20 protein-coding genes and 1 pseudogene are annotated in these 22,744 nt (G+C 71.8%); 13 read left to right on the top strand and 8 right to left on the bottom strand.

Annotation, left to right across the window (positions count from 1 at the left end; all coding sequences use genetic code 11):
• Positions 1-7: 7 nt before the first annotated feature.
• Positions 8-1,153 carry a galactokinase gene (gene galK, locus K8Z49_RS12635; protein ID WP_412518883.1) on the bottom strand — a complete coding sequence of 382 codons (1,146 nt, stop codon included), beginning with the start codon at positions 1,151-1,153 and terminating at the stop codon, positions 8-10.
• A gap of 81 nt (positions 1,154-1,234) precedes the next feature.
• Here galK and K8Z49_RS12630 point away from each other — a divergent pair, with 81 nt between their 5' ends.
• The 6 genes from K8Z49_RS12630 to galT all read left to right on the top strand — a co-directional run bounded on the left by K8Z49_RS12630 (position 1,235) and on the right by galT (position 7,984).
• Positions 1,235-2,014: a DeoR/GlpR family DNA-binding transcription regulator gene (locus K8Z49_RS12630; RefSeq protein ID WP_412518881.1), complete on the top strand. Its 780-nt coding sequence runs from the start codon at positions 1,235-1,237 to the stop codon at positions 2,012-2,014.
• A 104-nt stretch (positions 2,015-2,118) separates the two neighbouring features.
• The gene (locus tag K8Z49_RS12625; RefSeq protein WP_021593105.1) at positions 2,119-3,207 is read left to right on the top strand and encodes an ABC transporter substrate-binding protein; all 1,089 of its coding nucleotides are present in this window, start codon (positions 2,119-2,121) and stop codon (positions 3,205-3,207) included.
• A gap of 122 nt (positions 3,208-3,329) precedes the next feature.
• Positions 3,330-4,937: a sugar ABC transporter ATP-binding protein gene (locus tag K8Z49_RS12620; protein ID WP_412518879.1), complete on the top strand. Its 1,608-nt coding sequence runs from the start codon at positions 3,330-3,332 to the stop codon at positions 4,935-4,937.
• Between the two features lies 1 nt (position 4,938).
• A complete protein-coding gene (locus tag K8Z49_RS12615; protein ID WP_021593107.1) occupies positions 4,939-5,904 on the top strand; it encodes an ABC transporter permease in 966 nt (321 codons plus the stop codon).
• Positions 5,901-6,914 (top strand): ABC transporter permease, encoded by a 1,014-nt coding sequence (locus K8Z49_RS12610; protein ID WP_083597391.1) that lies wholly within the window; start codon positions 5,901-5,903, stop codon positions 6,912-6,914. The genes K8Z49_RS12615 and K8Z49_RS12610 overlap by 4 nt, the downstream gene beginning before the upstream one ends.
• Positions 6,911-7,984 (top strand): galactose-1-phosphate uridylyltransferase, encoded by a 1,074-nt coding sequence (gene galT, locus K8Z49_RS12605; protein WP_021593109.1) that lies wholly within the window; start codon positions 6,911-6,913, stop codon positions 7,982-7,984. The genes K8Z49_RS12610 and galT overlap by 4 nt, the downstream gene beginning before the upstream one ends.
• An 82-nt stretch (positions 7,985-8,066) precedes the next feature.
• On the opposite strand, the gene K8Z49_RS12600 is transcribed toward galT, so the two are convergent.
• The 5 genes from K8Z49_RS12600 to K8Z49_RS12580 form a co-directional block, all read right to left on the bottom strand.
• A complete protein-coding gene (locus K8Z49_RS12600) occupies positions 8,067-10,535 on the bottom strand; it encodes a LamG-like jellyroll fold domain-containing protein (protein ID WP_412521045.1) in 2,469 nt (822 codons plus the stop codon).
• A gap of 142 nt (positions 10,536-10,677) precedes the next feature.
• A complete protein-coding gene (locus tag K8Z49_RS12595; protein WP_412518876.1) occupies positions 10,678-11,628 on the bottom strand; it encodes a sigma-70 family RNA polymerase sigma factor in 951 nt (316 codons plus the stop codon).
• Positions 11,629-11,646: 18 nt separating this feature from the next.
• Entirely contained in the window at positions 11,647-12,858 is a 1,212-nt protein-coding gene (locus K8Z49_RS12590; protein WP_412518874.1) for an NAD(P)/FAD-dependent oxidoreductase, read from the bottom strand.
• A 194-nt stretch (positions 12,859-13,052) separates the two neighbouring features.
• Positions 13,053-14,420 (bottom strand): APC family permease, encoded by a 1,368-nt coding sequence (locus K8Z49_RS12585; protein ID WP_021593113.1) that lies wholly within the window; start codon positions 14,418-14,420, stop codon positions 13,053-13,055.
• Between the two features lie 33 nt (positions 14,421-14,453).
• Positions 14,454-15,344, bottom strand: a complete 891-nt coding sequence (locus K8Z49_RS12580; protein WP_021593114.1) for a carbon-nitrogen hydrolase family protein — start codon at positions 15,342-15,344, stop codon at positions 14,454-14,456.
• 103 nt (positions 15,345-15,447) lie between these two features.
• Here K8Z49_RS12580 and K8Z49_RS12575 point away from each other — a divergent pair, with 103 nt between their 5' ends.
• Positions 15,448-16,206 carry a FadR/GntR family transcriptional regulator gene (locus tag K8Z49_RS12575; RefSeq protein WP_412518871.1) on the top strand — a complete coding sequence of 253 codons (759 nt, stop codon included), beginning with the start codon at positions 15,448-15,450 and terminating at the stop codon, positions 16,204-16,206.
• 67 nt (positions 16,207-16,273) lie between these two features.
• Here the strand turns inward: K8Z49_RS12575 and K8Z49_RS12570 are convergent, their stop codons facing one another.
• Complete coding sequence (locus K8Z49_RS12570; RefSeq protein WP_412521354.1) at positions 16,274-16,816, bottom strand: hypothetical protein; 543 nt, start codon at positions 16,814-16,816, stop codon at positions 16,274-16,276.
• Positions 16,817-16,838: 22 nt separating this feature from the next.
• A pseudogene (locus K8Z49_RS12565) lies at positions 16,839-17,210 on the bottom strand (tetratricopeptide repeat protein); the annotation flags it as partial.
• A 409-nt stretch (positions 17,211-17,619) separates the two neighbouring features.
• On the opposite strand from K8Z49_RS12565, the gene K8Z49_RS12560 reads away from it, so the two are divergent.
• The 6 genes from K8Z49_RS12560 to K8Z49_RS12535 are packed head-to-tail and all read left to right on the top strand — an operon-like array spanning position 17,620 to position 22,723.
• A complete protein-coding gene (locus K8Z49_RS12560; protein WP_412518869.1) occupies positions 17,620-18,432 on the top strand; it encodes an alpha/beta fold hydrolase in 813 nt (270 codons plus the stop codon).
• A gap of 5 nt (positions 18,433-18,437) precedes the next feature.
• Positions 18,438-19,307, top strand: a complete 870-nt coding sequence (locus K8Z49_RS12555) for a VOC family protein (RefSeq protein ID WP_412518867.1) — start codon at positions 18,438-18,440, stop codon at positions 19,305-19,307.
• Entirely contained in the window at positions 19,307-20,068 is a 762-nt protein-coding gene (locus tag K8Z49_RS12550) for a 3-hydroxybutyrate dehydrogenase (RefSeq protein ID WP_021593119.1), read from the top strand. The genes K8Z49_RS12555 and K8Z49_RS12550 overlap by 1 nt, the downstream gene beginning before the upstream one ends.
• Complete coding sequence (locus K8Z49_RS12545; RefSeq protein ID WP_412518865.1) at positions 20,058-20,312, top strand: isochorismatase family protein; 255 nt, start codon at positions 20,058-20,060, stop codon at positions 20,310-20,312. Before K8Z49_RS12550 ends, K8Z49_RS12545 begins: the two co-directional genes overlap by 11 nt.
• On the top strand, positions 20,313-21,095 hold the full coding sequence (locus K8Z49_RS12540; protein WP_075020336.1) for an alpha/beta fold hydrolase: 783 nt from the start codon (positions 20,313-20,315) through the stop codon (positions 21,093-21,095).
• Positions 21,092-22,723 carry an FAD-dependent monooxygenase gene (locus tag K8Z49_RS12535; RefSeq protein ID WP_021593121.1) on the top strand — a complete coding sequence of 544 codons (1,632 nt, stop codon included), beginning with the start codon at positions 21,092-21,094 and terminating at the stop codon, positions 22,721-22,723. Before K8Z49_RS12540 ends, K8Z49_RS12535 begins: the two co-directional genes overlap by 4 nt.
• Positions 22,724-22,744 lie beyond the last annotated feature (21 nt).

Here is a 22,744-nt window from a genome sequence, read left to right as displayed (position 1 = left end):
GGCCCGCTCAGGCGGCCCGTGCGGCTCCGGCGGACGGCGTCACCCGGTGGATCCGGGGTGACGGCCGCTCCTGCGCGGCGTAGGCGGCCTCGATCCCGGCGCTCACGCCGGCGACCTTCCCGGCGGGGCAGAGCAGCAGCACGGAGCCGCCGAAGCCGCCGCCGATCATCCGCCCGCCGTGCGCACCGGCGTGCACGCCCGCGGACACGGTGAGATCGGCCTCCGGCCAGGAGACCTCGTAGTCGTCCCGCAGGGACGCGTGGGACGCGGTGAGCAGGGCCCCGAGTTCCGCGCCGGGCTCGCGTCCCGGCGTCCGGGCGGCGGCCCCCAGCAGCCGGGCGGCCGATGCCACCCGCGCGTTCTCCGTCACGATGTGGCGGACCCGCCGGCGGAGGACCGGGTCGCGCAGCGTCCGGAGGGCCGGATCCAGGTCCGCGACGTCCCGGAGCGCGGCGACGCCGAGGAGTTCGGCGGCCCGCTCGCACTGCCCGCGCCTGGCGGCGTACTCGCCGCCGGCGAGGGCGTGTTCGGCGCGGGTGTCCACGACCAGCGCGGCAAGGCCCTCGAATGCGAGCGGCACCTGCTCGGTCTCGCCGCTGCGGCAGTCCAGCAGCAGGGCGTGCCCCGCGACGGCCAGCAGCGACGCCGACTGGTCCATGAGCCCGCAGGGGACCCCGGCGAAGAGGTTCTCGGCCCGCTGGGCGAGCCGCGCGAGTTCCGTCCGCGAGACGGCGACGCCGTAGAGGTCGCACAGGGTCAGCGCGGTCGCGCATTCGAGCGCGGCCGACGAGGAGAGCCCCGCACCGCGCGGCAGGTCGGCGTCCACCAGCAGGGACGCGCCGCCCACGCCGTGCTCGCGGAGCGCCCACGCGACGCCGGCGGGGTAGGCGGCCCACCCGGGGACGCCGCGCGGCGCCAGGTCCTTCACCGGCACGGTCACCTCGCCGCCGGGCGCCTGGCGCGACCGGAGTTCGAGCATGCCGTCGTCCCGGCGGGCGCCCGCGACCGTGACCCCGAGCCCGATGGCGAAGGGGAGCACCAGGCCGTCGTTGTAGTCGGTGTGCTCGCCGATCAGGTTCACCCGGCCGGGCGCGCGCCAGGTCGCGGTGGGCGTCCGGCCGTAGGCGGCGGCGAACTCGTCCTCGATCGACACGGCGGCTCCTCGCTGACAGGCTGCTGGCGCAATCCTGGCAGAATCAATCAAGAACTGTCACTTACGAACATCGAGGATCGGGTGAGCGGACCGGGCTTCGCCGCGGCGCGCAGGCGGCACATCCTTGAGCTCGTCCAGCGCAACGGCTGGATGGCGCTGCGCGACCTCGCCACCGCGGTCGGCGGCTCGGACGTGACCGTGCGCCGGGATCTGCGCGTGCTGGCCGAGCAGGGGCTGCTCGTCCGGGCCCGCGGCGGCGCGTTCCCGCCCGGGACGCTGGCGTACGAGCCCTCCTACGGCGAGAAGGCGCGGGTGGCGGGGGCCGAGAAGGAAGCCATCGCCGTGGCCGCGGCGGGCATGGTCGAGGACGGTGACACGGTGGTGCTCGGCGCCGGCACCACCACCGAGCGGCTCGCCGCCCACCTGGTGGCCCGGCGCGGGCTGACCGTGGTGACCAACTCGCTCGCGGTCGCGCACACGCTGGCCAGGGCGCCCGACGTGGAGGTCCTGCTGACCGGGGGAGTGCTGCGCGGGTCCATCCGCGCGCTGGTGGGCGGGGCGGCCGAGCAGTCGCTGGCGGGCCTGCGGGCGCGGGTCGCGTTCCTGTCGGGGAACGGGCTGACGGCCGAGCGCGGGCTGTCCACGCCGAACATGGAGGTCGCGATGGTGGACCGCGCGCTCGCCCGCGCCGCCACGGAGGTGGTGGTGCTCGCGGACGCGACGAAGGTCGGGGTCGAGGCGGTGTACCAGACCGTGCCGCCGGGCCTGATGGGCGCCCTCGTCAGCGACGCCCCCGTGGCCGGTGCCGAGCTGGCGGCCCTCGCCACGGGCGGGGTCCGGGTGACCGCCGTCCGCGGGTGACCGTTCTCGGTTGCCCGGATGTCGTTACCTGAGCGATATTGACAGAATCTGATCGGCAGTGGCTGAATGACGGCACCACCCCGGTTCGCGAAAGGACCACGATCATGGTCAAGCCCCCCAGGCCCGGCGCCTCGCTGAGGTCCGCCATCGCGATCTGTGCCGCCGTGACACTCGCCGTGTCGGGCTGCGCCAAGTCCGAGGACGACGCGGGGTCCGCCGGCGGCCAGGACGCCGAGGGCCAGCAGCAGGTCGTCCAGTCCTCCGCGGCCGCCGGGCCGACCTGCACGCTCGGCAAGTTCGGGGGCGAGAAGTTCGACCCCAAGAGCGCGGTGATCGGCTTCTCCCAGTCGGAGAAGGAGGCCAACCCCTTCCGCATCGCCGAGACCGGCTCGATCAAGGCCGAGGCCAAGAAGATCGGCGTGTCCAAGCTGCGCAGCACCAACGCCCAGTCGCAGTTCGGCAAGCAGATCAGCGACGTCCAGCAGCTCATCGCCCAGGGCGCCAAGGCGCTGGTCATCGCCCCGCTCAACTCCGACGGCTGGGAGCCGGTGCTGCAGCAGGCCACGGCCAAGAAGATCCCCATCATCACCGTCGACCGGCAGATCAACGCGACCGCCTGCAAGGACTACGTGACCTTCATCGGCTCGGACTTCGTCGAGCAGGGCAAGCGGGCCGCCGACCAGATGATCAAGGCGCTGGACGGCAAGGGCAAGGTGGCGATCCTGCTCGGCGCGGCCGGCAACAACGTCACCACCGAGCGCACCAAGGGGTTCAAGGACCAGATCAAGGCCAAGGCGCCCGGGATCCAGGTCACCTTCGAGCAGACCGGCGAGTTCGCCCGGGAGAAGGGCCAGCAGGTCACCGAGCAGCTCGTGCAGAGCCACCCCGACATCGACGCCATCTACGCCGAGAACGACGAGATGGCGCTCGGCGCCGTCACCGCGCTGAAGGGCGCCGGCAAGAAGCCCGGCGACGTCAAGATCGTCTCGGTGGACGGCACGCGCGCCGCGGTGCAGGGCATCGTGGACGGCTGGATCCACGCGGTCGTCGAGTCCAACCCGAGGTTCGGCCCGCTGGCCTTCCAGACGCTCCAGAAGTTCCTCGACGGCGGCGAGATCCCGCAGAAGGTCGTGATCGAGGACCGCGAGTACGACTCCTCCAACGCCAAGGAGGCCCTGTCGTACGCCTACTGATCCGGACCCGGCGTTCCGGACGCCGCATGACCCTGTTTCCCCGCCTCTGACCGGGCGGCGGGCGCGCCTGACTACCCCGTGGCCGCCCGCCGCCCTCCGGAGATCTCCGCCGGGAGTGGCCCGTGCCCCCATCCAAGTCCGCCCCCCACGACGTGCCGCTCATCGAGGCGGCCGGGATCGTCAAGCGCTTTCCCGGAGTGCTCGCGCTCGACGACGTCTCCTTCGGCCTGCGCCCCGGGGAGGCGCACGCGCTGGTCGGGGAGAACGGCGCCGGCAAGTCCACGCTGCTGAAGGTGCTGACCGGCGTGCACCGCCCCGACGCCGGCGGGCTCCGCATCAACGGCGAGCCGGTCTCCTTCGCGGGGCCCCTCGACGCCCAGCGCGCCGGCATCCAGGCCATCCACCAGGAGATAGGCCTCGTCCCGCTGATGAGCGTGGCGCGCAACCTGCTGCTCGGCCGCGAGCCCCGCAACCGCCTCCGCCTCATCGACACCCGCGCGCTGCACGAGCGCGCCGAGGAGATCCTCGCCCCCTACGGCGTCCGGATCGACGTCCGCCGCCCGCTGCGGTCCTACGGCGTCGGGACGCAGCAGATGGTCGCGCTCGCCAGGGCGGTGTCGGTGGACGCCCGCGTCGTGGTCATGGACGAGCCGACCAGCTCCCTCGAACCCCGCGAGGTGGAGACGCTCTTCGGCGTCATCCGGGGCCTGCAGGACCGGGGCATCGCGGTCGTCTACGTCAGCCACAGGCTGGACGAGCTGTTCCGCGTGTGCGACCGCGTCACCGTCCTGCGCGACGGCCGGATGGTGCACACCGGCGTGCTCGCCGACCTGGACCGGCTCCGGCTGGTCTCGCTGATGCTCGGCCGGGACATGGCCGAGGTGCGCGCCGAGGGCCTCACGAAGTTCTCCGGAGACCACGAGCGGACCGGCGACGTCCCGGTCCTGGAGGCGCGCGGGCTGACGCGCCGCCATCAACTGCACGACGTGTCGGTGACCGTCCGTCCCGGCGAGGTCGTCGGTCTCGGCGGCCTGCTCGGGTCGGGACGCAGCGAGACGGCCAAGGCGATCGCCGGGGCGCTGCCCCTGGACGAGGGGACGGTCGTCGTCGCGGGACGGTCCCTGCGGCGGCCCACCACGGCGAGCGCGAACAAGGCGGGCATCGCGATGCTGCCCGAGGACCGCAAGGCCGAGGGGATCGTGCCGGGCCTGTCCATCCGCGAGAACATCGCGCTGGCCGCGCTGCCCGGCCTGTCGCGGGCGGGCATCGTCTCCGACGCCCGCATCGACCGCGTCGTCGACACGTTCATGAAGCGGCTGCGCATCAAGGCGTCCTCGGTGCACCAGCGGGTCGGCGAGCTGTCCGGCGGCAACCAGCAGAAGGTGCTGCTGGCCCGGTGGCTCGCCACCGAGCCGAAGGTCCTCCTGCTGGACGAGCCGACGCGCGGCATCGACGTCGGCGCCAAGGCGGAGGTGCAGACCCTGATCGACGAGCTGGCCCGCGAGGGCCTCGGCGTCCTGCTGATCTCCTCCGACCTGGAGGAGCTCGTCGAGGGAGCCGACCGGGTGGTCGTCCTGCGCGACGGCGCGGTCGCCGGGGAGCTCACCGGCGACCAGGTGAGCGAGCAGGGCGTCATGGCGGCCATCGCCGCCGAGCCGGACCCCCGGACCCCCGCGGACGCGGCGCCGGAGGAGGACGGGCCGGCGGCGACCGGAAAGGACAAGGACTGACATGGCCCAGGTGACGGCCTCCCCCTTCCAGGGGCTCGACCGCGCCCGCGCGCTGACGTGGCTGCAGAACTACGGCGTCTACCTCGCCGTCGCGGTGCTGCTGCTGTTCAACGCGTTCTTCACCCCGCACTTCCTGGAGGTGGACAACTTCCGGAACCAGCTCGTCCAGGTGACGCCGGTCCTGATCGTATCGCTCGGGATGGCGCTGGTGATCGGCACCGAGGGCATCGACCTGTCGGTGGGCTCGGTGATGTCGCTGGCCGCGGCCATGATCGCGCTGTACCTCGGGTACGGCCTGGTCCCCGCGGTGCTGATGGCGCTGCTGGCCGGCGCGCTCAGCGGGCTGGCGGGCGGCTCCCTGGTCGCGTTCGTCGGGGTGCAGCCGATCGTGGCGACGCTGGCGCTGCTGGTCGGGCTGCGCGGGCTCGCCAACGTCTTCGTCCCGCAGTTGGAGGACTTCCGCGACCCCGCACTGCTGTCGCTCGGCGGCGACGCCGTGCTCGGCGTCCCCTACGTCGTGCTGGTCGCGGCGGCCGTCGTCGCGCTGGTCGCGTTCCTCGTCGGCCGCACCACGTTCGGGCGGCGGCTGGTGGCGATCGGCGGGAACCGGCGGGCCAGCGAGCTGTCCGGGCTGCCCGTCAAGCGGGTCCTGCTGCTCGTCTACATGCTGTCGGGCGTCCTCGCCGCGATCGCGGGGGTGCTGTCCACCGCGCGGATCCAGGCGGCCGACCCGACCTCGCTCGGGCTGCTGATGGAGCTGTCGGCGATCACCGCGGTCGTCGTCGGCGGCACCCCGCTCACCGGCGGGCGGGTGCGCGTGGCGGGCACCGTGATGGGCGCGCTGCTCATGCAGCTGCTCACCTCGACGCTGACCAAGCACGACCTGCCCTCGTCCGGGACGCAGATGGTGCAGGCCGCCATCATCCTCGTCGCCGTCTACGCGGCCAGGGAACGGATGACCCGATGACACCGCTCACCACCGTCGGCCGGCCCGCCGCCGAGCCGGAGCCGGGCGCCGCCGCGGCACGCGGCGAGCAGGCCGGGCGCCTGCTGCAGCAGTACGGCGCGCCGATCGTGCTGCTCCTCGTCGCGGCCGTGGGCGCCGTCGTCTTCGACGGCTTCGCGTCGGGGGCGAACCTCGCCAACCTCGCCGCCGGCTCGTCCTTCCTGGCGATCATCGCCGTCGGCATGACGTTCGTCATCATCAGCGGCGGCATCGACCTGTCCGTCGGCTCGCAGTTCGCGCTGGGCGGGGTGCTCGCCGCGTGGGCGTCCCAGTACGGATGGGCCGCGGCCCTCGCGGTCCCGCTCGCGGTGTGCGGCGCCATCGGCCTCGCGCAGGGCGTGATCATCGCGCGCACCGGGATGGCGCCGTTCATCGTCACGCTCGCGGGCCTGCTCGGCGCGCGGGGCCTGATGCTCGCCATCTCGAACGAGGGCGCCGAGACCTACCTGGTGAAGAGCGACGCCTTCGCGCGGCTCGGGCAGGGCACGTTCCTCGGGCTGTCCTACCCGGTCTACATCACGCTGGGGCTGTTCGTCCTCGGCGGCCTCGCGCTCCAGCGCGGGCGCTTCGGGCAGCGCGTGTACGCCGTCGGCGGCAGCGAGGACGCGGCCCGGCTCATGGGCGTGCCCGTCGCCCGCACCAAGATCCAGGTCTATCTCCTGACCGGCCTGCTCGCCGGGCTGGCGGGCGCGCTGAACGCCGCCCGGCTGTCCTCCGGCGTCACGATCCTCGGCGCCGGCATGGAGCTGGACGTGATCGCCGGCGTGGTCATCGGCGGCACCCTGCTCACCGGCGGCGCGGGAGCGCTGTCCGGAACCCTGGCCGGGGTGCTCCTGCTCGGCGTCATCCAGAACATCATCAACCAGATCGGAAGCCTCACCTCGGCTTACCAGCAGGTGGTCAGCGGCACGTTCCTCGCCGTGGTCGTGGTCGTGCAGCGCTACCTGAGCCGCGTGCAAAGGCTCACATGACGGTCTCCGAGACCGGGGGCGGCACCCTGGACCACCGGAACTCGCTCCGCACGTCGGTCCGGCTGGCCGACGACCGGGAGCTCATCTACTTCGACGACGAACCCGGCCACGACCGCACGGCGCCCGACCTGCGCCCGCTGCCCCCGCTGCGGCCCCGCTCCGAGCTGCGGCTCGACCCCGTGATGGGCGAGTGGGTGGTCATGGCGGCGCACCGGCAGGACCGCACGCACCTGCCCGCGCAGAGCGAATGCCCGCTCTGCCCGTCCACCGGCGGCCGGCGGAGCGAGATACCGGCCGCCGACTACCACGTGGTCACCTTCGAGAACCGCTTCCCCTCCCTCGGCGGCCCGCCCGCCGGCGGCCGGTGCGAGGTCGTCTGCTTCACCGGCGACCACGACTCCTCGTTCGCCCTGCTGCCGGACCGCCGCCTGGACACCGTGGCGCGCGCCTGGACGGACCGGACGGCCGAGCTGAACCGGCTCCCCGGCACCGAGTACGTCTTCGTCTTCGAGAACCGCGGCGTGGAGATCGGGACGACCCTGCACCATCCGCACGGGCAGATATACGCCTACCCCTTCGTCCCGGCGGCGCCGGCGCGCGCTCTGGAGATGGCGCGCCGGTACCGGGCGGAACAGGGCTCCTGCCTCTTCTGTTCCATCGTGGCCGCGGAACGGGCCGGGGAGCGGGTCGTCGCCAGGTCGGACCGCTTCGTCGCGTTCGTCCCCGAGGCGGCCCGCTGGCCCTACGAGGTCCACATCTACCCGTACGGGCACGTCGGCGGGCTCCCCGACCTCGACCCCGGCGAGCGGTCCGAGCTGATGGTGCTCTACCGGGACGTCCTGCGCCGCTTCGACCGGCTCTTCGACGCGCCCGCGCCGTACATCGCGCACCTGCAGCAGGCCCCGGCCCGCGTGGACGCCGGACTGGCGCACCTGTCGGTCCGCGTCTTCACGCCCCGCCGCGCCGAGGGCAAGCTCAAGTACCTTGCGGCGAGCGAGTCGGGCGCGGGCGCGTTCATCAACGACGTCCTCCCGGAGGAGGCCGCCCGCCGCCTGCGCGCGGCCGGCTGAGACACCGCGCACAACGAGAAGGAGGCGAGGAGCGGACTCCTCGCCTCCTTCGTTCAGGCGTTCGTGCTACTCGCCGGGGGTGCTACTCGCCGGCCTCGGCGAGCTTCGCCACCTCCTCGGCCGACAGCGCCCGGTCGAACAGGCGCACCGAGTCGACCGCGCCGGGCCAGAAGTCGACGGGGTTGCCGCCGAACTTGGCCCGTCCGATCACTGTGTGGCCGGTGGAGGCGGTCCCGAGGCACGCCTCGGCGGCGCCGGCCTTCTGGCCGTTGACGTACAGCGTCAGCGCCCCGGACGCCGCGTCGCGGACGCCCGTCAGGTGGTACCACTGCCCGGTCTGCGGTGCCGCGGGAGCCAGCGCCCGGACGCCGGCGAAGCTGAACGCGAACCGGTTGTCGGCTCCCGAGTACTGCAGGAAGAAGGCGCTGTTGCTCGGGCCGTCCTGGCTGACCGCGGTCGCGAACGAGCCGAGGCGGTCCAGCTTCACCCAGGCGGAGACGCTGTAGCCGCCCGCGGTGTCGAGGATCGCGGCACCGGTGTCGGCGAACTGGTCCGAGCCGTTGAACTGCAGGCCGGAACCGTCGTGGCCGGTCGTCCACTGCGGCCCGCCGACCAGCGTGGCGTCGTGGTCCCCGGCCTCGTCGGCGGTCGTGGTGCCGGAGCCCTCACTGAACGGGTAGAAGCTCACGCCGGCGAGCCCGGGAGTGCCCGACGGCTCGTCGCCGCCGCCGGACGACGGCTTCGCCGCGATGACCGCCCGGTTGGCCGCGCGGACCTTGGCGGCGTCCATCTTCGGCACCTGCCGGTCGTAGGTGAAGAGGCCGTTGACCTCCTTCTCCACGTCGGTGATCTGCGTGTAGACCGACCCGGACAGGCCGCACTTGACGACGAGCTTGCGCACCCCGTCCTGCACCTCGGTGTAGCGGCGGGTCAGCGTCGCCGAGTCGGGCGCCATCTCGTAGGCGAAGCTGCCCGCGGGGTCGAACTCGTGGCCGTCGACCTTGAGGCCGAGGCCGCCGTACTCGCCGGCGACGGTGGCCCGGTGGCCGCGCGGGATCGGCGGAGAGCCGGGCCCCACGTAGGTGTGGTCGTCATAGATGTCGCCCTCGCCGTTGTCCGGCAGCGAGTCGCAGCAGTTGACGCCGCTGTCGGCGTTGACGAGCCGGCTCGGGTCCCAGCCCTTGACCGTGTCGGCGACCCGCTTGGGCTCGTACTCGCCCCAGCCCTCGTTGAACGGCACCCACATGACCACCGACGGGTGGGCGTCGTGCTGCCGCACCATGTCCTGCATCTCGGTCTCGAACTGCTGCTTGTCCGCCGCGGGCGGGTTGTGGCCGCCGAACATGGCGGGCATGTCCTGCCAGACGAGCAGCCCGAGCCGGTCGGCCCAGTAGAACCAGCGGTCCGGCTCGACCTTCATGTGCTTGCGGACCATGTTGAAGCCGAGCTTCTTGTGCTCGACCAGGTCGAACTTGAGCGCCTCGTCGGTCGGGGCCGTGTAGACGCCGTCCGGCCAGTAGCCCTGGTCGAGGGTGCCGACCTGCGGGACGAACTTGCCGTTGAGCAGCATGCGGGTCTTGCCGTCGTCGCCCTTGCCGAGGCTGATCGAGCGCATTCCGAAGTAGGAGCCGACCTCGTCCACGACCCGGCGGCCGTCCCGGAGCCGGATCTTCAGCGTGTAGAGGTACGGGTCGTCGGGCGTCCACAGGTGCGGGCGGGGGATCCGGAGTGAGAGCTCGTCCCCGGCCTTGCCCGTCACCTTGCCCACCGGCTTGCGCCCCGCGTAGGCGACCGCCTCCACCGTCGCGCCGGACGCTCCGGGCGCGTGCGCGGTGAGGCGGAGCCTCTTGCCGGCCAGGTCCGGGGTCATCGTGAGGTCCTCGACGTGGCCCGCGGAGAGCGGCTCCATCCACACGGTCTGCCAGATGCCGGACGCCGGGGTGTAGAAGATCCCGTCGCCGGGCTTGCGCTGCTTGCCGACGGCCTGGCGGCCGATGTCGGTGGGGTCCTCCACGCCGACGATCAGCTCCTGCGCGCCGCCGGGCTTGAGGGCGTCGGTGACGTCCGCGGAGAACGCGGTGAAGCCGCCGGTGTGCGCGGCCACCTGGCGGCCGTTGACGTACACCGTGGCCTTGTAGTCCACGGCGCCGAACCGCAGGACCAGCCGCTGGCCGCGCGTCCGCCAGTCGCGGGGGACGGTGAACGTGCGCCGGTACCACATGTTGTGGACGTCGCGGGCGATGCCGGAGAGCGCGGACTCCACCGGGTAGGGGACGAGGATCCGCTCGTCGAGGGTCTTGCCCACGGGGGGCTGCTCACCCGCGGTGGCGCCGGCGAACTGCCAGACGCCGTTGAGGTTCTGCCACCGCGTCCGGGTGAGCTGGGGACGCGGGTAGTCGGGCAGGGCGTTGCGGGGACCGACCTCGTGGGTCCAGGGGGTGGTGAGCGGTGGCGTCTTCGGCTGCCAGCCGTCGGCGGATGCCGGTGGCAGCGCGACCGCGCTCACGATGGCCGTGAGAAGCGCGATCAGCAGGGTGGGATGGCGACGCACATGCAACGGACAACTCCAATCCGTTCGAAGCCGTCGGGGGGTCTTCGCCGACCAAGCATGAGCGGTTTAGAGCGAAGTTGCAATAATATGATCGAATCTTTTCGAACCTGCGGAGACGTCGCTCACCAGCCCGCGCGCGGGGTCACCACCGGGCGATGAGCGGCGTGTCCGCTTCGTGCCGCCGCCAGGCTTCGGTGAGCCGGGCCAGGCGGGTGGGGGCGGCGATGCCGAGCACGGTTGCGATCTTGCCGTTGGCGAGGTCGAACGCCACCATGCCGCTGACCCGGTCGCCGAACACGACGAGGAGAGCGGGCGTGCGGTTGACAAGCGCGTAGTGGATGGCGGGCGCGCCGCCGAGCCGCCGTTGCGCGGATGCGGGCTGGAAGCCGGCCCGTGCGATGGCGGCGATGCCCTGCGGGGTGTCGTAGCGCAGCAGCGTCCTGGTCAGGCCGGCGCCGTCGGAGACCGCGGTCGCGTCGTCGGTGAGCAGCGCCATCAGCCGTTCGGTGCGGCCCGAGGAGGCGGCGGCGAGGAACTCCTCGACGATCCTGCGGGCGGACGCGGCATCGGCTTCGCCGCCGCGGCGGCGCGCGGTGGTGATGCGGCGCCGGGCCCGGTGCAGGTGCTGCTGGCTCGTGGATTCGGTGATGTCGAGGATCTCGGCGATCTCGGCATGGCTGTAGGAGAACGCTTCGCGCAGGAGGTAGACGGCCCGCTCGGGCGGTGACAGTCGCTCCATGAGGGTCAGCACGGCCAAAGAGACCGCTTCGCGCTGCTCGGCGGTGTCGGCCGGGCCGAGCATCGGGTCGCCCTCCAGAAGAGGTTCGGGCAGCCAGGCGCCGACGGTGCGTTCGCGGCGGGTCCGTGCCGAGCGGAGCCGGTCGAGGCACAGGTTGGTGACGACCTTGGTCAGCCATGCCTCCGGCACCTCGATCCGCCGCCGGTCGGCCGCCTGCCAGTGCAGGAACGCGTCCTGCACGGCGTCCTCGGCGTCGGCGGCCGAGCCCAGCAGCCGGTAGGCCAGCGAGGCCAGCCGGTTCCGGCTGGCCTCGAACCGGCCGGCGTCGAAGCGATCGGCGGCGGTCTCGTCCACGGGGACCAACCTAGGCGGCTACGTGGCCGACTTCGCGGCGGACACCATCGCCTGCTCGGCGGGCGCGGCGGTCAGGCGGCGCCTGCGCAGGGGCATGCCGAACGTCGGATGCGAGGTGCCCCACAGCGCGCCCCTTTGAAGGCTCTCCTTGATCCGCACGGCCATGCGGCCGCCCATGTACTTCGTCCTCGCCTGCCCGGCACCGTCGATCAGCTGAAGTATCCCGTCCCTCCGTCCGAGGCTTATGGCGTTGTACCGGTAGACCAGCTTGGTGTTCGCGATATCGCGGCCGGTCAGCCTTCCCACGATCGCCTCGATGGCCTGCCGGGCGGTGTAGCCGACCGAACCGCAGTTCATCGGCAGTTGAAGGCCGTTGTCACCGAGGGTGTAGACGCTGTCGCCGACGGCGTAGACGTCCGGGTGCGAGACCGACCGCATGGTGCGATCGACGACGACCTGACCGTCCTCGGTGACCTCAAGACCGCCCGCGGCCGCGACGGGACTGACCGCGAACCCGGCCGTCCACACGGTCGCGTCGGACGCCAGGACGGTGCCGTCGGCGCACCGCACCCGCGTGGCCTCGACGGCCTCGACGCCGGCGTGCTCGACAACGGCGACTCCCAGCCGGTCGCAGGCCCGGCGCAGGTGGCCGCGGGCCCCGGGGGAGAGCCGGGCCCCCAGCTCGCCGCGGGCGACAAGCGCCACCGACAGGCCGTGCCGGGACTCGGCGATCTCGGTGGCGGTCTCGATGCCCGTCAACCCGTCGCCGACGACCAGCACCCGCCCGCCTCCGCCCCGCCTTTCCAGGTGATCCAGGCGCTCGCGCAGGCGCAGCGCCGAGGGCCGACCGGCGACGTCGAAGGCGTGCTCGGCCACGCCGGGGACGCGTTGGTCGGCGACGTGGCTGCCGAGCGCGTACAGCAGCGTGTCGTAGCCGACCTCGCCGCCTCCGTCGGCGTCGGCCACGGCGACGACCTTGCGTTCAGGGTCGATGGCCGTGACACGGGCCACGCGCAGCCGAATATCCGTGCCCGCGAAGACGTCGGTGAGCTTCGGAGCCTCGATCTCCCGGCCGGCCGCCAGCTGGTTCAGCCGCTGCCGCTGGACGAAGTCCTCCACGGCGTTGATCACGGTGATCTCGATGTCCGCCGGGGAGAGCCGGCGGGCCAGGTTCCCGGCCACGTAGGCCCCGGCATAGCCGGCGCCGAGGACGACGATGCGGTGCTTCATGCGCTGCTCCTGTCGGTTCGTTCTGCTCTCGCTGACTTGAGCGAGACAGCACCCCGATACCTGACAGGCACCGCATGTGGCATGAGTCACACACGGCACCGAGGGCGGCCCCAGTCGCCCGCGAGGCGGCCATTACCCGCGGCCCGTCCCCCGCGCGCCCGCCTGAGACGGTCAGCACTTGTCGCCGTTCTGGCCTACTCGGCGGGTAGCGGCTCGGCAGGGCGCTTGTCCTCGGTGAACTCCAGCTCCGGGGGTGGGAGCCGGAAGAATCTCGTCAGGTACGCCAGGTAGGCGACGCCGAGCGCGAGCCAGACCATGCCGAGGATCTGGGCTCGTCCATCGAGGTGGAACAGCAGCCACAGGTCCACCAGCGCGCCGACCGTGGGGACCAGGACGCCGGTCAGGACGCGGCCGCCCGCGCCGGAGCGGCGGTTGCGGACGAACATCGCGATGACGCTCAGGTTCACGCACGTGAATGCCACGAAGGCACCGAAGTTGATGAACGACGTCGAGGTGGCGACGCTCAGCCGGAGCGCGATGAGGCCGACCGCGCCGGTGAGCAGGATGTTGAAGGCCGGGGTTCGGAAACGCGGGTGGACATAGCCGAACAGCCGGCGCGGCAGGACCGAGTCCCGGCCCATCGCGAACAGCAGGCGTGACCCGCTGGCCTGCGCCGCGATCCCGGAGGCGCACTGCGCCACGACCAGACCCGCGAGGAAGATCGAGGAGAACAGGTCACCGCCGATCGTCATGGCGATCTCGAACGCCGCCGAACTGGAGTCCTCGAACGCGCTGCCCGGATGGGCCAGCTGCGTGGTGTACGCGACCGTGACGAAGATGGCCCCGCCTATCAGCGCGATCAGAAGGATCGCGCGCGGCATCGTGCGTTTGGGATCGACGGTCTCCTCGGTGAGGGTGGTGACCGCGTCGAAGCCGAGGAAGGAGTACGCCGCGACGGCCGCCCCGCCCGAGATGCCGGAGAAGGTCGCCCCGTCGTGGAAGAACGGTGTCCCCGAGGCGAGCGCCGAGGCGCCGTCCACATCGACGGCGTGCCGCAGTGACAGCAGCACGAAGATCGCGATGACCAGGATCTGGAAGACCATGAGCAGGTTGTTGGTGCGCTCCGCGGTCTTGATCCCCAGCAGGTTCAGCACCGTGGTCACGGCGATGTAGGCGAGGATCCACGTCCAGCCCGGCACGCCGGGGAACTTGGCCTGCAGGTACGCCCCGCCGATCAGCCAGATGACCATCGGCAGGAAGAAGTAGTCCAGTAGCGTGGCCCAGCCCACGAGGAAGCCGAGGCGAGGCTCGATCGCGCGCCGTACGTACGTGTACGCCGAGCCGGCCACCGGGTACGCCGCCGCCATGCGTCCGTAGCTGTAGGCGGTGAAGAGCATCGCGACGAGCGCGAGCAGGTAGGCCGTCGGCACGACGCCGTTCGTCGTGGTCGCCACGACCCCGAACGTGCCGAGGACGATCAGCGGCGTCATGTACGCCAGGCCGAACAGGACGACCGATCTCAGGGTCAGGCTGCGCTTGAGCGGACGGGGGTGGGTGTCCATGGACGGCTCCGTGGGGTGATGCGAGGGACGGGCTCAGTTGGTCGCGGGCGGGCGATGGCCCGCCGGGCGCCACCGCCGAGGGTCGATGCGGCCTTCGTACAGCGGCAGTTCGATGGGGGAGTCCGCGTCGGTGAACTGGTCCCACATGCGGTTCACTCCGGCCGTGCCGTGCGTGCGGACGCGGGTGACCTCGTCCAGGTCCAGCACGTCGGTGAGGACGGCGGGGGCGTCGCCGGGGGCCTCGGCGCGTACGGCGCCCTCCGGGTCGACCACCAGCGAGTGCCCGGTGCCGGCCGGTCCGGCGGTGTTCACGCTCGCGACGAAGACCTGGTTGGCGATGGCGGCGGCACGTACGAGCACCAGTTCCTGCGCCCGGTCCTCGGTCGTGGTCATCACCGGGTTGACGATCAGCTCGGCGCCCATCCAGGCCAGGTGGCGGGCGACCTCGGGGAACCAGATGTCGTAGCAGATCGCGAAGCCGACCCGGCCGCCGCCGTCGAGGTCGAAGACGACGAACCGGTCACCGGGGTCGTACGGCTCGTACGGCCGCCAGGGGAAGATCTTCCGGTACGACGCGGCGAGGCGGCCCTCGGGAGAGAAGGCGAGCGCGGTGTTGAACAGCTCGCCGTTCGTGCCGCGTTCGACGACGCTGCCCGGCAGCAGCCAGATCCCGAGCTCGCGCGCCAACTCGGCGAGCTCCGCCCTTCGCGGCCCGTCCAGCGGCTCGGCGGCGTCCCGCACCTGCTGCCGCACGTGCCCGCGCGTGGTGTCCACGCCGCACAGGTGCAGCTCCGGGTACACCAGGACGCGCGTTCGCCGGAACCGGCCGAGCAGGTCCCGGGCCTCGGCGGCGAAATCGGCGAAAGGCGCCGTGAGCAGGCGCGGCGGTACCTGCGCGAGCGTGATGGGCAGTGGTCGGGCCACGGTCGTCCGCCTCTCTCTGGGCCTGGAAGGAAAATAGAGCAAAATGAGCAGTTATCCAAGAGGCCGGAGCCGGGACCTCCCCCGGCATGGCTAGAGTGGGCGCATGCCCGTCCCTCCCGACGCACCCGAGCCGGGCGACCGCGCGACCACCGAAAGGCTTCGCGCGCCGGCGCTCAGCGGCATCCGGCGGCTCTCGGCGCTGGAGACGGTGCGGGCCCGGATCGCCCTCGCGGTCGACCTCGGGCTGCTGGCGCCGGGGGAGCGCCTTCCCGGCAATGACCAGATCGCCCGGGCCCTCGACGTCGCGGAGATCACCGTGCGGCGGGCGCTCGTCTCGCTCTGCGAGGACGGGCTACTCGAACGGCGGCGCGGCCGGAACGGCGGGACACTCGTCGCCACGCACCCCAGGCGGCAGGCCGTCAAGGCCATGAACGCCTACCGGTCCGCCGCCGCCGACGTGCACCGGCTGATCGACCACCGCCTGGCCCTCGAATGCGGCATCGCCTACCTCGCCTCCCGCGACGCCGGCGATGCGGCCGTCGCGGCCCTCGACGACCTCGTCGCGGAGATGGACCGGGCGGCGAACTGGGCGGAGTTCCACGGCTGCGACGAGCGGTTCCACCTCGCCGTCGCCGCCGCGACCGGCGCCCCGGCGGCCGTCGAGCCGTACGGCGCGGTGCTGCGCGAGCTGTACCACTACTACCTGCCGTACCCGCTCGAGACGCTGCGACGGTCCAACGACGAGCACCGGGCCCTGGTCGAGGCGATCCGCCGGCACGACCCGGCGGCGGCCGGCATAGCCCACGATCACGTCGTCCAACTCCACCGGACGATGTTCGTCGGCCTGACGCGCGATGCTTGAACGACCGGGTCCCCGATCTCGCGCCGCCTGCCCCGTCGGGCGATGCCTTCACGTCGAGCCGGGAAGGTCATTCACCTGCCGTGATGAAAAGGCACATGTCGGTGTAGTCGAAGGTGATGGCGTAGGGCTTGAAGAATTCGTGGGTGAAGTTGGCGATCAGATCGAAGCCGAACTGTGCCGACTGGCCCGGGCCGGGGAATCCGGGAAAGACGTTCTCGGCCGCGTGGCCGGGCATATCGCGCCTGACCCGGGTGCCCAGGCTGATCCGCTCGGGCCTGATCGGAAAGAGCCTGCCCCCTGGCTGTTGGGTCGGATGGTCGTAGTCCACCTCGATGCCCGCCCGTTCGGCGATCTCCACCGTGGTGTCGAGGCCGATGCCGATGCCGCCGGTGTCGACGGTGACCATCCGGGGCCTATAGTCGCCCAAACTGCCCAGCGTGCAAGGGTAATGGTCCCCGGCCAGCCACAGCGGCAGCCGGTCGGCCGGCCGCATGCGCGGGGCGGCCCCGGTCTTGCGCCGCAGAACCAGGGTGCGGCCGGCGTAGTTCATCGTGGTCAGGAAGTGGTAGAAGACCGTCGTTCCGAACGCGCCCGCCGTACGCCTTGTCACGCGAACTGCCCGTGCTTTGGAGGAGCGGTATCGCCCGGGCGAACCGATCTTGCCGGACGTAGCACTCGGCCAGTCGCTGTGCCGAGGTGCCGCCGGGCTCTAGGGCGACAGCCTTGGACAAGTGCTTCTCCGCGTCGCCGAAGCGGTTGGACAACAGGGCGGTGTATCCGATCTGGGCGTAGGCGTGCCCGTCCTCCGGATCCTCGCGCAGAAGACGTCGATAGCCGCGCTCGGCCGCGGCGAACCTGCCCTCCCTGAACAACTGGTCGGGGTCGTCCGCGGAGGCGAACACCGATCTCGGGGCGGACTCCAGCAGGGGAAGGCTCGCACCCGCGGCAACGGCCAGCCCCGCGCGCCTCAGAAACGCGCGTCGGGAATCGGCTGCAGTGGGCATCTCCAGGCTCCTCATGCCGTACTCGGAAAGTCGCAAGATCAAGGTGGGTAAGCCGGCGTGATGCCACCCAATAGGGACGCAAGTTTCCCCTGTGTTTCCCGCTACCGTTCGGCAGTGCCTGCAATCCCGCGCTGATAGCGGCCTGCACCAGCGCGAGGCGTTCGAACTGCACCGGTTCGGCACGCCCGAAGAGATCCAGATCCGCCGCGTAGCAGGCCGCCTGTAGACCACGCGGCCGGTGTCGCCCGCGCATGAGCGGGGCGAGTGCTGCGGTGGCCCGCGCGGAGCGCCGCCCAGGCAGTGCTGTCCGGGGCAGCGGACACCGTCCTCACGGATTCGTCGGCCGCTCTTGATGGCCTCGAACCCGGCTGTATAGTGAACGCTACATACAGAGGGAAGGTCGTGGACGATGAGCACGTTGGATGTCGGGGACGCGCAGTTGGCCTACACCGATGTCGGTGCAGGCAGCCCGGTCGTGTGGCTGCACGGCTCGGGACCGGGTGCGACGGGGATGAGCAACTTCGGCGGAAACCTGGCGGCCTTCCAGGACTACCGGAACATCGTGGTCGACCTGCCGGGTTGGGGCGGCTCGCCCCGTCCCGCCACGGACGAGCCGTTGATCTTTCAAGCCGCTGAGACGGTGTGCCGTGCGATGACCGCTCTAGGGATCGAACGGGCCCACATGGTCGGCAACTCCTACGGCGGCAGCGTGGCGATGCGGATCGCGATGCGGTACCCGGAGCGCGTCGACCGCCTCGTTCTCATGGCGCCGGGCGGGGTCCTGCCGGCGGACGCGCCGCCCTGGCCGGTCGGCCTCGAACGCCTCTTCGCCTATATGGCCGCGGAGAAGCCCTCACGCGAGGCAATGGCCGAGTTCACCCGCCTCATGGTGTTCGACGAGACCCTGGCGACGGAGGCCCTGATCGACGAGCGGTACGAAGCCAGCCGTAGGCGCCATCCGGAATTGCCGACCCCCCCGAACTACGGCGACCTGACTCCGGACCTGGCCCTCATCAGCGCCCCCACGCTGCTCGTATGGGGACGGGAGGACCAGACCGTTCCGCTCACCTGGGCGTCCAGGATCCTCGTCGGCATTCCCGACGCGGAACTGCGCGTGTTGCCGCACTGCCGGCACTGGGTCCAGTACGAGCGTGCGCCCGAGTTCAACCACATCGTCCGTGAGTTTCTGCGCGGCGGCGCATCCGCGGCATCGGAAAGGTGACCGGCGTGGGCATCAGGAAGCTGGGATACGTCGGGCTGAACGTCACCGACGTCGACGCGTGGACCGACCTGCTCGGCCGCACACTGGGAATCGGCGTCGCCCACGCCGAGTTCGGCGGGGACGAAGTCGTCCTGGCCGAACTCGACGAGTACAAGTACCGCATGGCGCTCTACCCCTCCACGGTGGACTCGCCACGAGAGCTGGGCTGGATCGTCGATTCGCCGCGCGAGCTCGACCGGCTCACCGAACGGCTGACGGACGGCGGCTTCCCCGTCGAAGAGGGGACCGCGGACGAAAAGGAGCTGCGCGGAGCCACGCATCTTCGCTGGTTCACCGACCCCGTCGGCTACCGCGTGGAACTGGCGATCGGCGAAACCAAGGCCCGCACCGCTGCCTCCAAACCGGCCGGTGGGTGGTCCGGCGCCACGGGCCTGGGCCACTTCGTCCTGGCCAGCCCCAAGCTCACCGAACTCCGCGAGCTCTACGCATCGGTGCTCGAGTTCAGGCTGACCGACTACCGCGCCCCCGGCCTGTTCTTCTACCGCTGCAACTCGACCCACCACAACATCGCGCTCGCGGCCGCGGAAACGCCGTCCATTCACCACCTCGAACTCGAGCACGGCTCGATCGACGACGTCGGCCGGGCCTACGACCGGGCCAAGGCCAACGGCGTCCCGATCTCGATCAGCCTCGGACGGCACAACAACGACAAGACCATCTCGTTCTACGTGCGAAATCCCAGCGGGTTCCACCTCGAAATCGGATGGGGCGGGATCCAGGTGGGAGAGGACTGGCTCCCGCATGATTTCGGGGTCCCGGACGTGTGGGGGCACCACCACGCCGACGCCAATCCCTTCGCGTCTCCGAGGTCGTGATGGGTACCCCTCCGGGGCCGGATCTTTCCGGTCGGCGTGCTCTGGTCACGGGAGCGGCGAGCGGCATCGGCGCGGCCGTCGCGACCCGGCTGGCGGGCCTCGGCGCCCATGTCGTGGTGTGCGACATCGACGAGGACGGCGCGGCACGGACGGCCGGGCGGATCGGCGGTGAGTTCCTGGCCATCGACTTGAGCCGGACCGCCGACCTGGCCGAGCGGAGATTCGAGGCGGACATCCTGGTGAACAACGCCGGTGTCCAGCACGTCGCGCCGGTCGAGCAGTTCGCCCCTGAGCGCTTCGCCTTCATGCTGCGGCTGATGCTGGAGGCGCCGTTCCTGCTGAGTCGCGCCGTCATTCCGCACATGTACGAGCGCGGCTGGGGACGGATCGTCCACATCTCCAGCATCCACGGCCTCCGGGCCAGCGCGTACAAGTCCGCCTACGTGAGTGCCAAGCACGGTCTCCTGGGGCTTTCGAAGGTGATCGCATTGGAGGGGGCGGCCAACGGGGTCACGAGCAACTGTGTGTGCCCCGGGTACGTACGCACCCCACTGGTCGAGAACCAGCTGGCGGACCAGGCCGCAGTGCACGGCATGAGCACCGACCGGGTCGTCTCGGAGGTGCTGCTGGCGCGATCGGCGGTGAAACGCCTGATCGAGCCCGACGAGGTCGCGGCCGCGGTGGGGTACCTGTGCTCGCCGGAGGCGGCGTCCGTCAGCGGCACCCAGTTGACGCTCGACGGAGGCTGGAGTGCTTCCTGACATTTCGCAACGGCGTTCTTGCGGCTCGGCCCGGCAAGGCCAGAGGACACGGCGGCGTCACACGGACTTGGAAGTCATTTTGCAGGGAATTGGCGTGGGGACGGTGTTCCTCGCCGGGTTGACGACCGAATGCTGTGTTCTCGGTACAGCCTGCGGTTCCTTGGAACGCGGATCCCGTTCCCCGGTCGTCGCGGACGCCGTGAACCGCGACCGCAATGCGCCCTGTTCATTGAGGAGGCTGTAGGTGACGGCCACATCGCAGGATGCCGTCCGGGCCGGCGCCGGACCCGTTCTCGTGCTGCTGCACGGAGGCGGGCCGGGGGTCGATGCCGCGAGCAACTGGGCGTCCGTGCGCTCCCGGATCTCGTCCGAGTTCCGCTGTCTCGTCCCCGACCTCCTCGGATTCGGCACGCAGATCACCGGCGCCGCAGCCCGCGGGCTGCGTGGGCCGGGGGCCTGGGCGCGGGCCCGCTCGCGGCAGATCCTGGATCTGCTCGATCGCCACGGCCTGGAACGCGTGCACCTCGTGGGCAACTCGGCCGCGGGCGGTGCCGCGGCGCTGGCCCTCATGACCGCGGCGCCCGGCCGGATCGGGCGCGCGGTCGTGATGGGAGGCGCGGGTACCGGGCCGCCGCCTCGCGCCGTTCCCTTCTACGACGAGCCGACAAGGGAGTCCATGCGCGCCACCTTGGGCCGTCTGGTCGCCGATGAGGGTCCCCACCGCGCGCTGCTCGACGAGCTCACCGACCTCCGGCTGGAGCAGGCCCTGCGCCCCGGCTCCGAGGCGGCGTTCCGGTCGATGTTCGCCGCCGGAGGCCCGCCCCCCGTCGATCCGGCCGGCATCGTCAACCCGGTCCTCGTCCTGCACGGAGAACGCGACCGGGTCTCAGCGGTCGAGGTTTCCGAGCGGCTCGCCGGCGCTCTGCCCAACGGCCGCCTGAAGGTGGTGGCCGGGGCCGGGCACTGGATCCACGTCGACCGGCCGGACGAGTTCTGCGGCCTGGTAGGGGAGTTCCTCGACCCATGACACAGGAGACGAACGGCCGAGCGGACCGGATCGACGTCCTGGTGGTCGGGGCGGGTCCCACCGGCCTCACCCTTGCCATCGACCTCGCACGGCGCGGCGTCGCGTGCCACGTCGTGGAGGCGGCCGAAGAGCGGGGCGTCAACCCCCGGTGCAACACCACCTCCGCCCGGTCGATGGAGATCTTCCGGCGGCTCGGGCTCGCCGACGACATCCGGCGGGCCGGGCTCCCCGCGGACTATCCCACGACGATCCAGTACCGGACGGCCCTGCGCGGCGAGGAGATCTTCCGCATCGACCTGCCCTCGGCCCGCGACGTGCTGGCCGGGGCCGGCAAGGAGGGCTGGCCGACGCCGGAGCCGCAGCACCGGATCTCGCAACTGTTCCTGGAGCCCATCCTGGAGAGGCACGCGCGGAGCCTCCCCGGGCTGACGCTCGAACGCGGCACCCGGCTGGTCGGCCTGCGGCAGCGGGAGGACCACGTCGAGGCGGTCGTGGAGACCGGCGGCACCACCCGGGTCCTGCGCTGCTCCTACCTGGTCGGCTGCGACGGCTCGCACAGCATGGTCCGCCGCGGGTTGGGGTTCCGCTACCAGGGCGTCGACGCGATACGGAAGTTCGTCTCGACCTTCGTCCGGTCGCCCGAACTGGGCCGGCTCGCCGCGCGGGACCGGGCCTGGACGTACTGGACCTACGGACGCGGGCAGTCCTCCCTGATCGCCATCGACGGGGACGAGCTGTGGCTCAACCACGTCGCCTTCGCGCCCGACCACGACACCGAGGGCGAGGACCCCGAACGGCTCCTGCGGGAGGCCGTGGGCGGGGAGGTCGAGCACGAGGTCCTCGGTGTGGTGCGCTGGACCGGACGCCGGCTCGTCGCCGAGCGGTACAACGAGGGAAGGGTGTTCCTGGCCGGGGACGCCGCCCACCTCTGGATCCCGGTCGGCGGGTTCGGCATGAACGCCGGGATCCAGGACGCGGCGACGCTGGGCTGGATGCTCGCGGCGGTCCGCCACGGGTGGGCCCCGCCGGACCTGCTGGCCGCGTACGAGAAGGAGCGCAAGCCGGTGGGGGAGCAGTTCGCCGCCGCGGTGGGCTCGGCCGCGCAGGCGTCCCTGGCGGACGTCTCTCCGGACGTCCACCTGCCGGGCCCGGACGGTGCGCGGGCCCGCGCCGCGCTCGCCGGCCGGCTGGCGGTGACGGAGCCGCACCGGTACTCGCCGGACGGGTTCAGCTTCGGCTACCACTACGCGAACTCGCCGCTGGTCGTCGGGGGCGCGGACCAGGCGGCCGTCAGCATGGGCGGGTACCGGGACCGGGCGCAGGCGGGTTTCCGACTGCCGCACGTCTGGCTCGACGACGGCAGGCCGGTGCTCGACGTCCTCGGGCCCGACTTCACCCTGCTGCGGACCGACCGCACCGCCGGCGTGCGGCAGTGGGCCGACGCGGCAGGCGAGCTGGGGATCCCCCTCACCACGGTCGACCTCCCGGGGGACTGCGCCGGGCGCTATCCCACCCCGCTCCTGCTCGTGCGCCCGGACCAGCACGTCGCCTGGATGGGCGGGGCGGACGCCCGTCCTGAAGAGCTCTTGCGGACAGTCACCGGGCGGGTCGCCGCCCGCCAAGGGTAGAACGATCACCAGGAGAAGCAC

Origin of the sequence: Actinomadura madurae (assembly GCF_047130825.1) — a bacterium.
GTDB classification, from domain to species: Bacteria; Actinomycetota; Actinomycetes; order Streptosporangiales; family Streptosporangiaceae; genus Spirillospora; species Spirillospora madurae.
This window is presented reverse-complemented; position numbering and strand designations above follow the sequence as displayed.

Bases quoted from the DNA above. Each gene is read 5' to 3' on its own strand.
- K8Z49_RS12615 (WP_021593107.1), top strand. From the start codon at position 4,939: ATGGCCCAGGTGACGGCCTCCCCCTTCCAGGGGCTCGACCGCGCCCGC.
- K8Z49_RS12560 (WP_412518869.1), top strand. From the start codon at position 17,620: ATGAGCACGTTGGATGTCGGGGACGCGCAGTTGGCCTACACCGATGTC.
- K8Z49_RS12585 (WP_021593113.1), bottom strand. From the start codon at position 14,420: ATGGACACCCACCCCCGTCCGCTCAAGCGCAGCCTGACCCTGAGATCG.
- galT (WP_021593109.1), top strand. From the start codon at position 6,911: ATGACGGTCTCCGAGACCGGGGGCGGCACCCTGGACCACCGGAACTCG.
- K8Z49_RS12550 (WP_021593119.1), top strand. From the start codon at position 19,307: ATGGGTACCCCTCCGGGGCCGGATCTTTCCGGTCGGCGTGCTCTGGTC.
- K8Z49_RS12625 (WP_021593105.1), top strand. From the start codon at position 2,119: ATGGTCAAGCCCCCCAGGCCCGGCGCCTCGCTGAGGTCCGCCATCGCG.
- K8Z49_RS12535 (WP_021593121.1), top strand. From the start codon at position 21,092: ATGACACAGGAGACGAACGGCCGAGCGGACCGGATCGACGTCCTGGTG.
- K8Z49_RS12575 (WP_412518871.1), top strand. From the start codon at position 15,448: ATGCCCGTCCCTCCCGACGCACCCGAGCCGGGCGACCGCGCGACCACC.
- K8Z49_RS12590 (WP_412518874.1), bottom strand. From the start codon at position 12,858: ATGAAGCACCGCATCGTCGTCCTCGGCGCCGGCTATGCCGGGGCCTAC.
- K8Z49_RS12610 (WP_083597391.1), top strand. From the start codon at position 5,901: ATGACACCGCTCACCACCGTCGGCCGGCCCGCCGCCGAGCCGGAGCCG.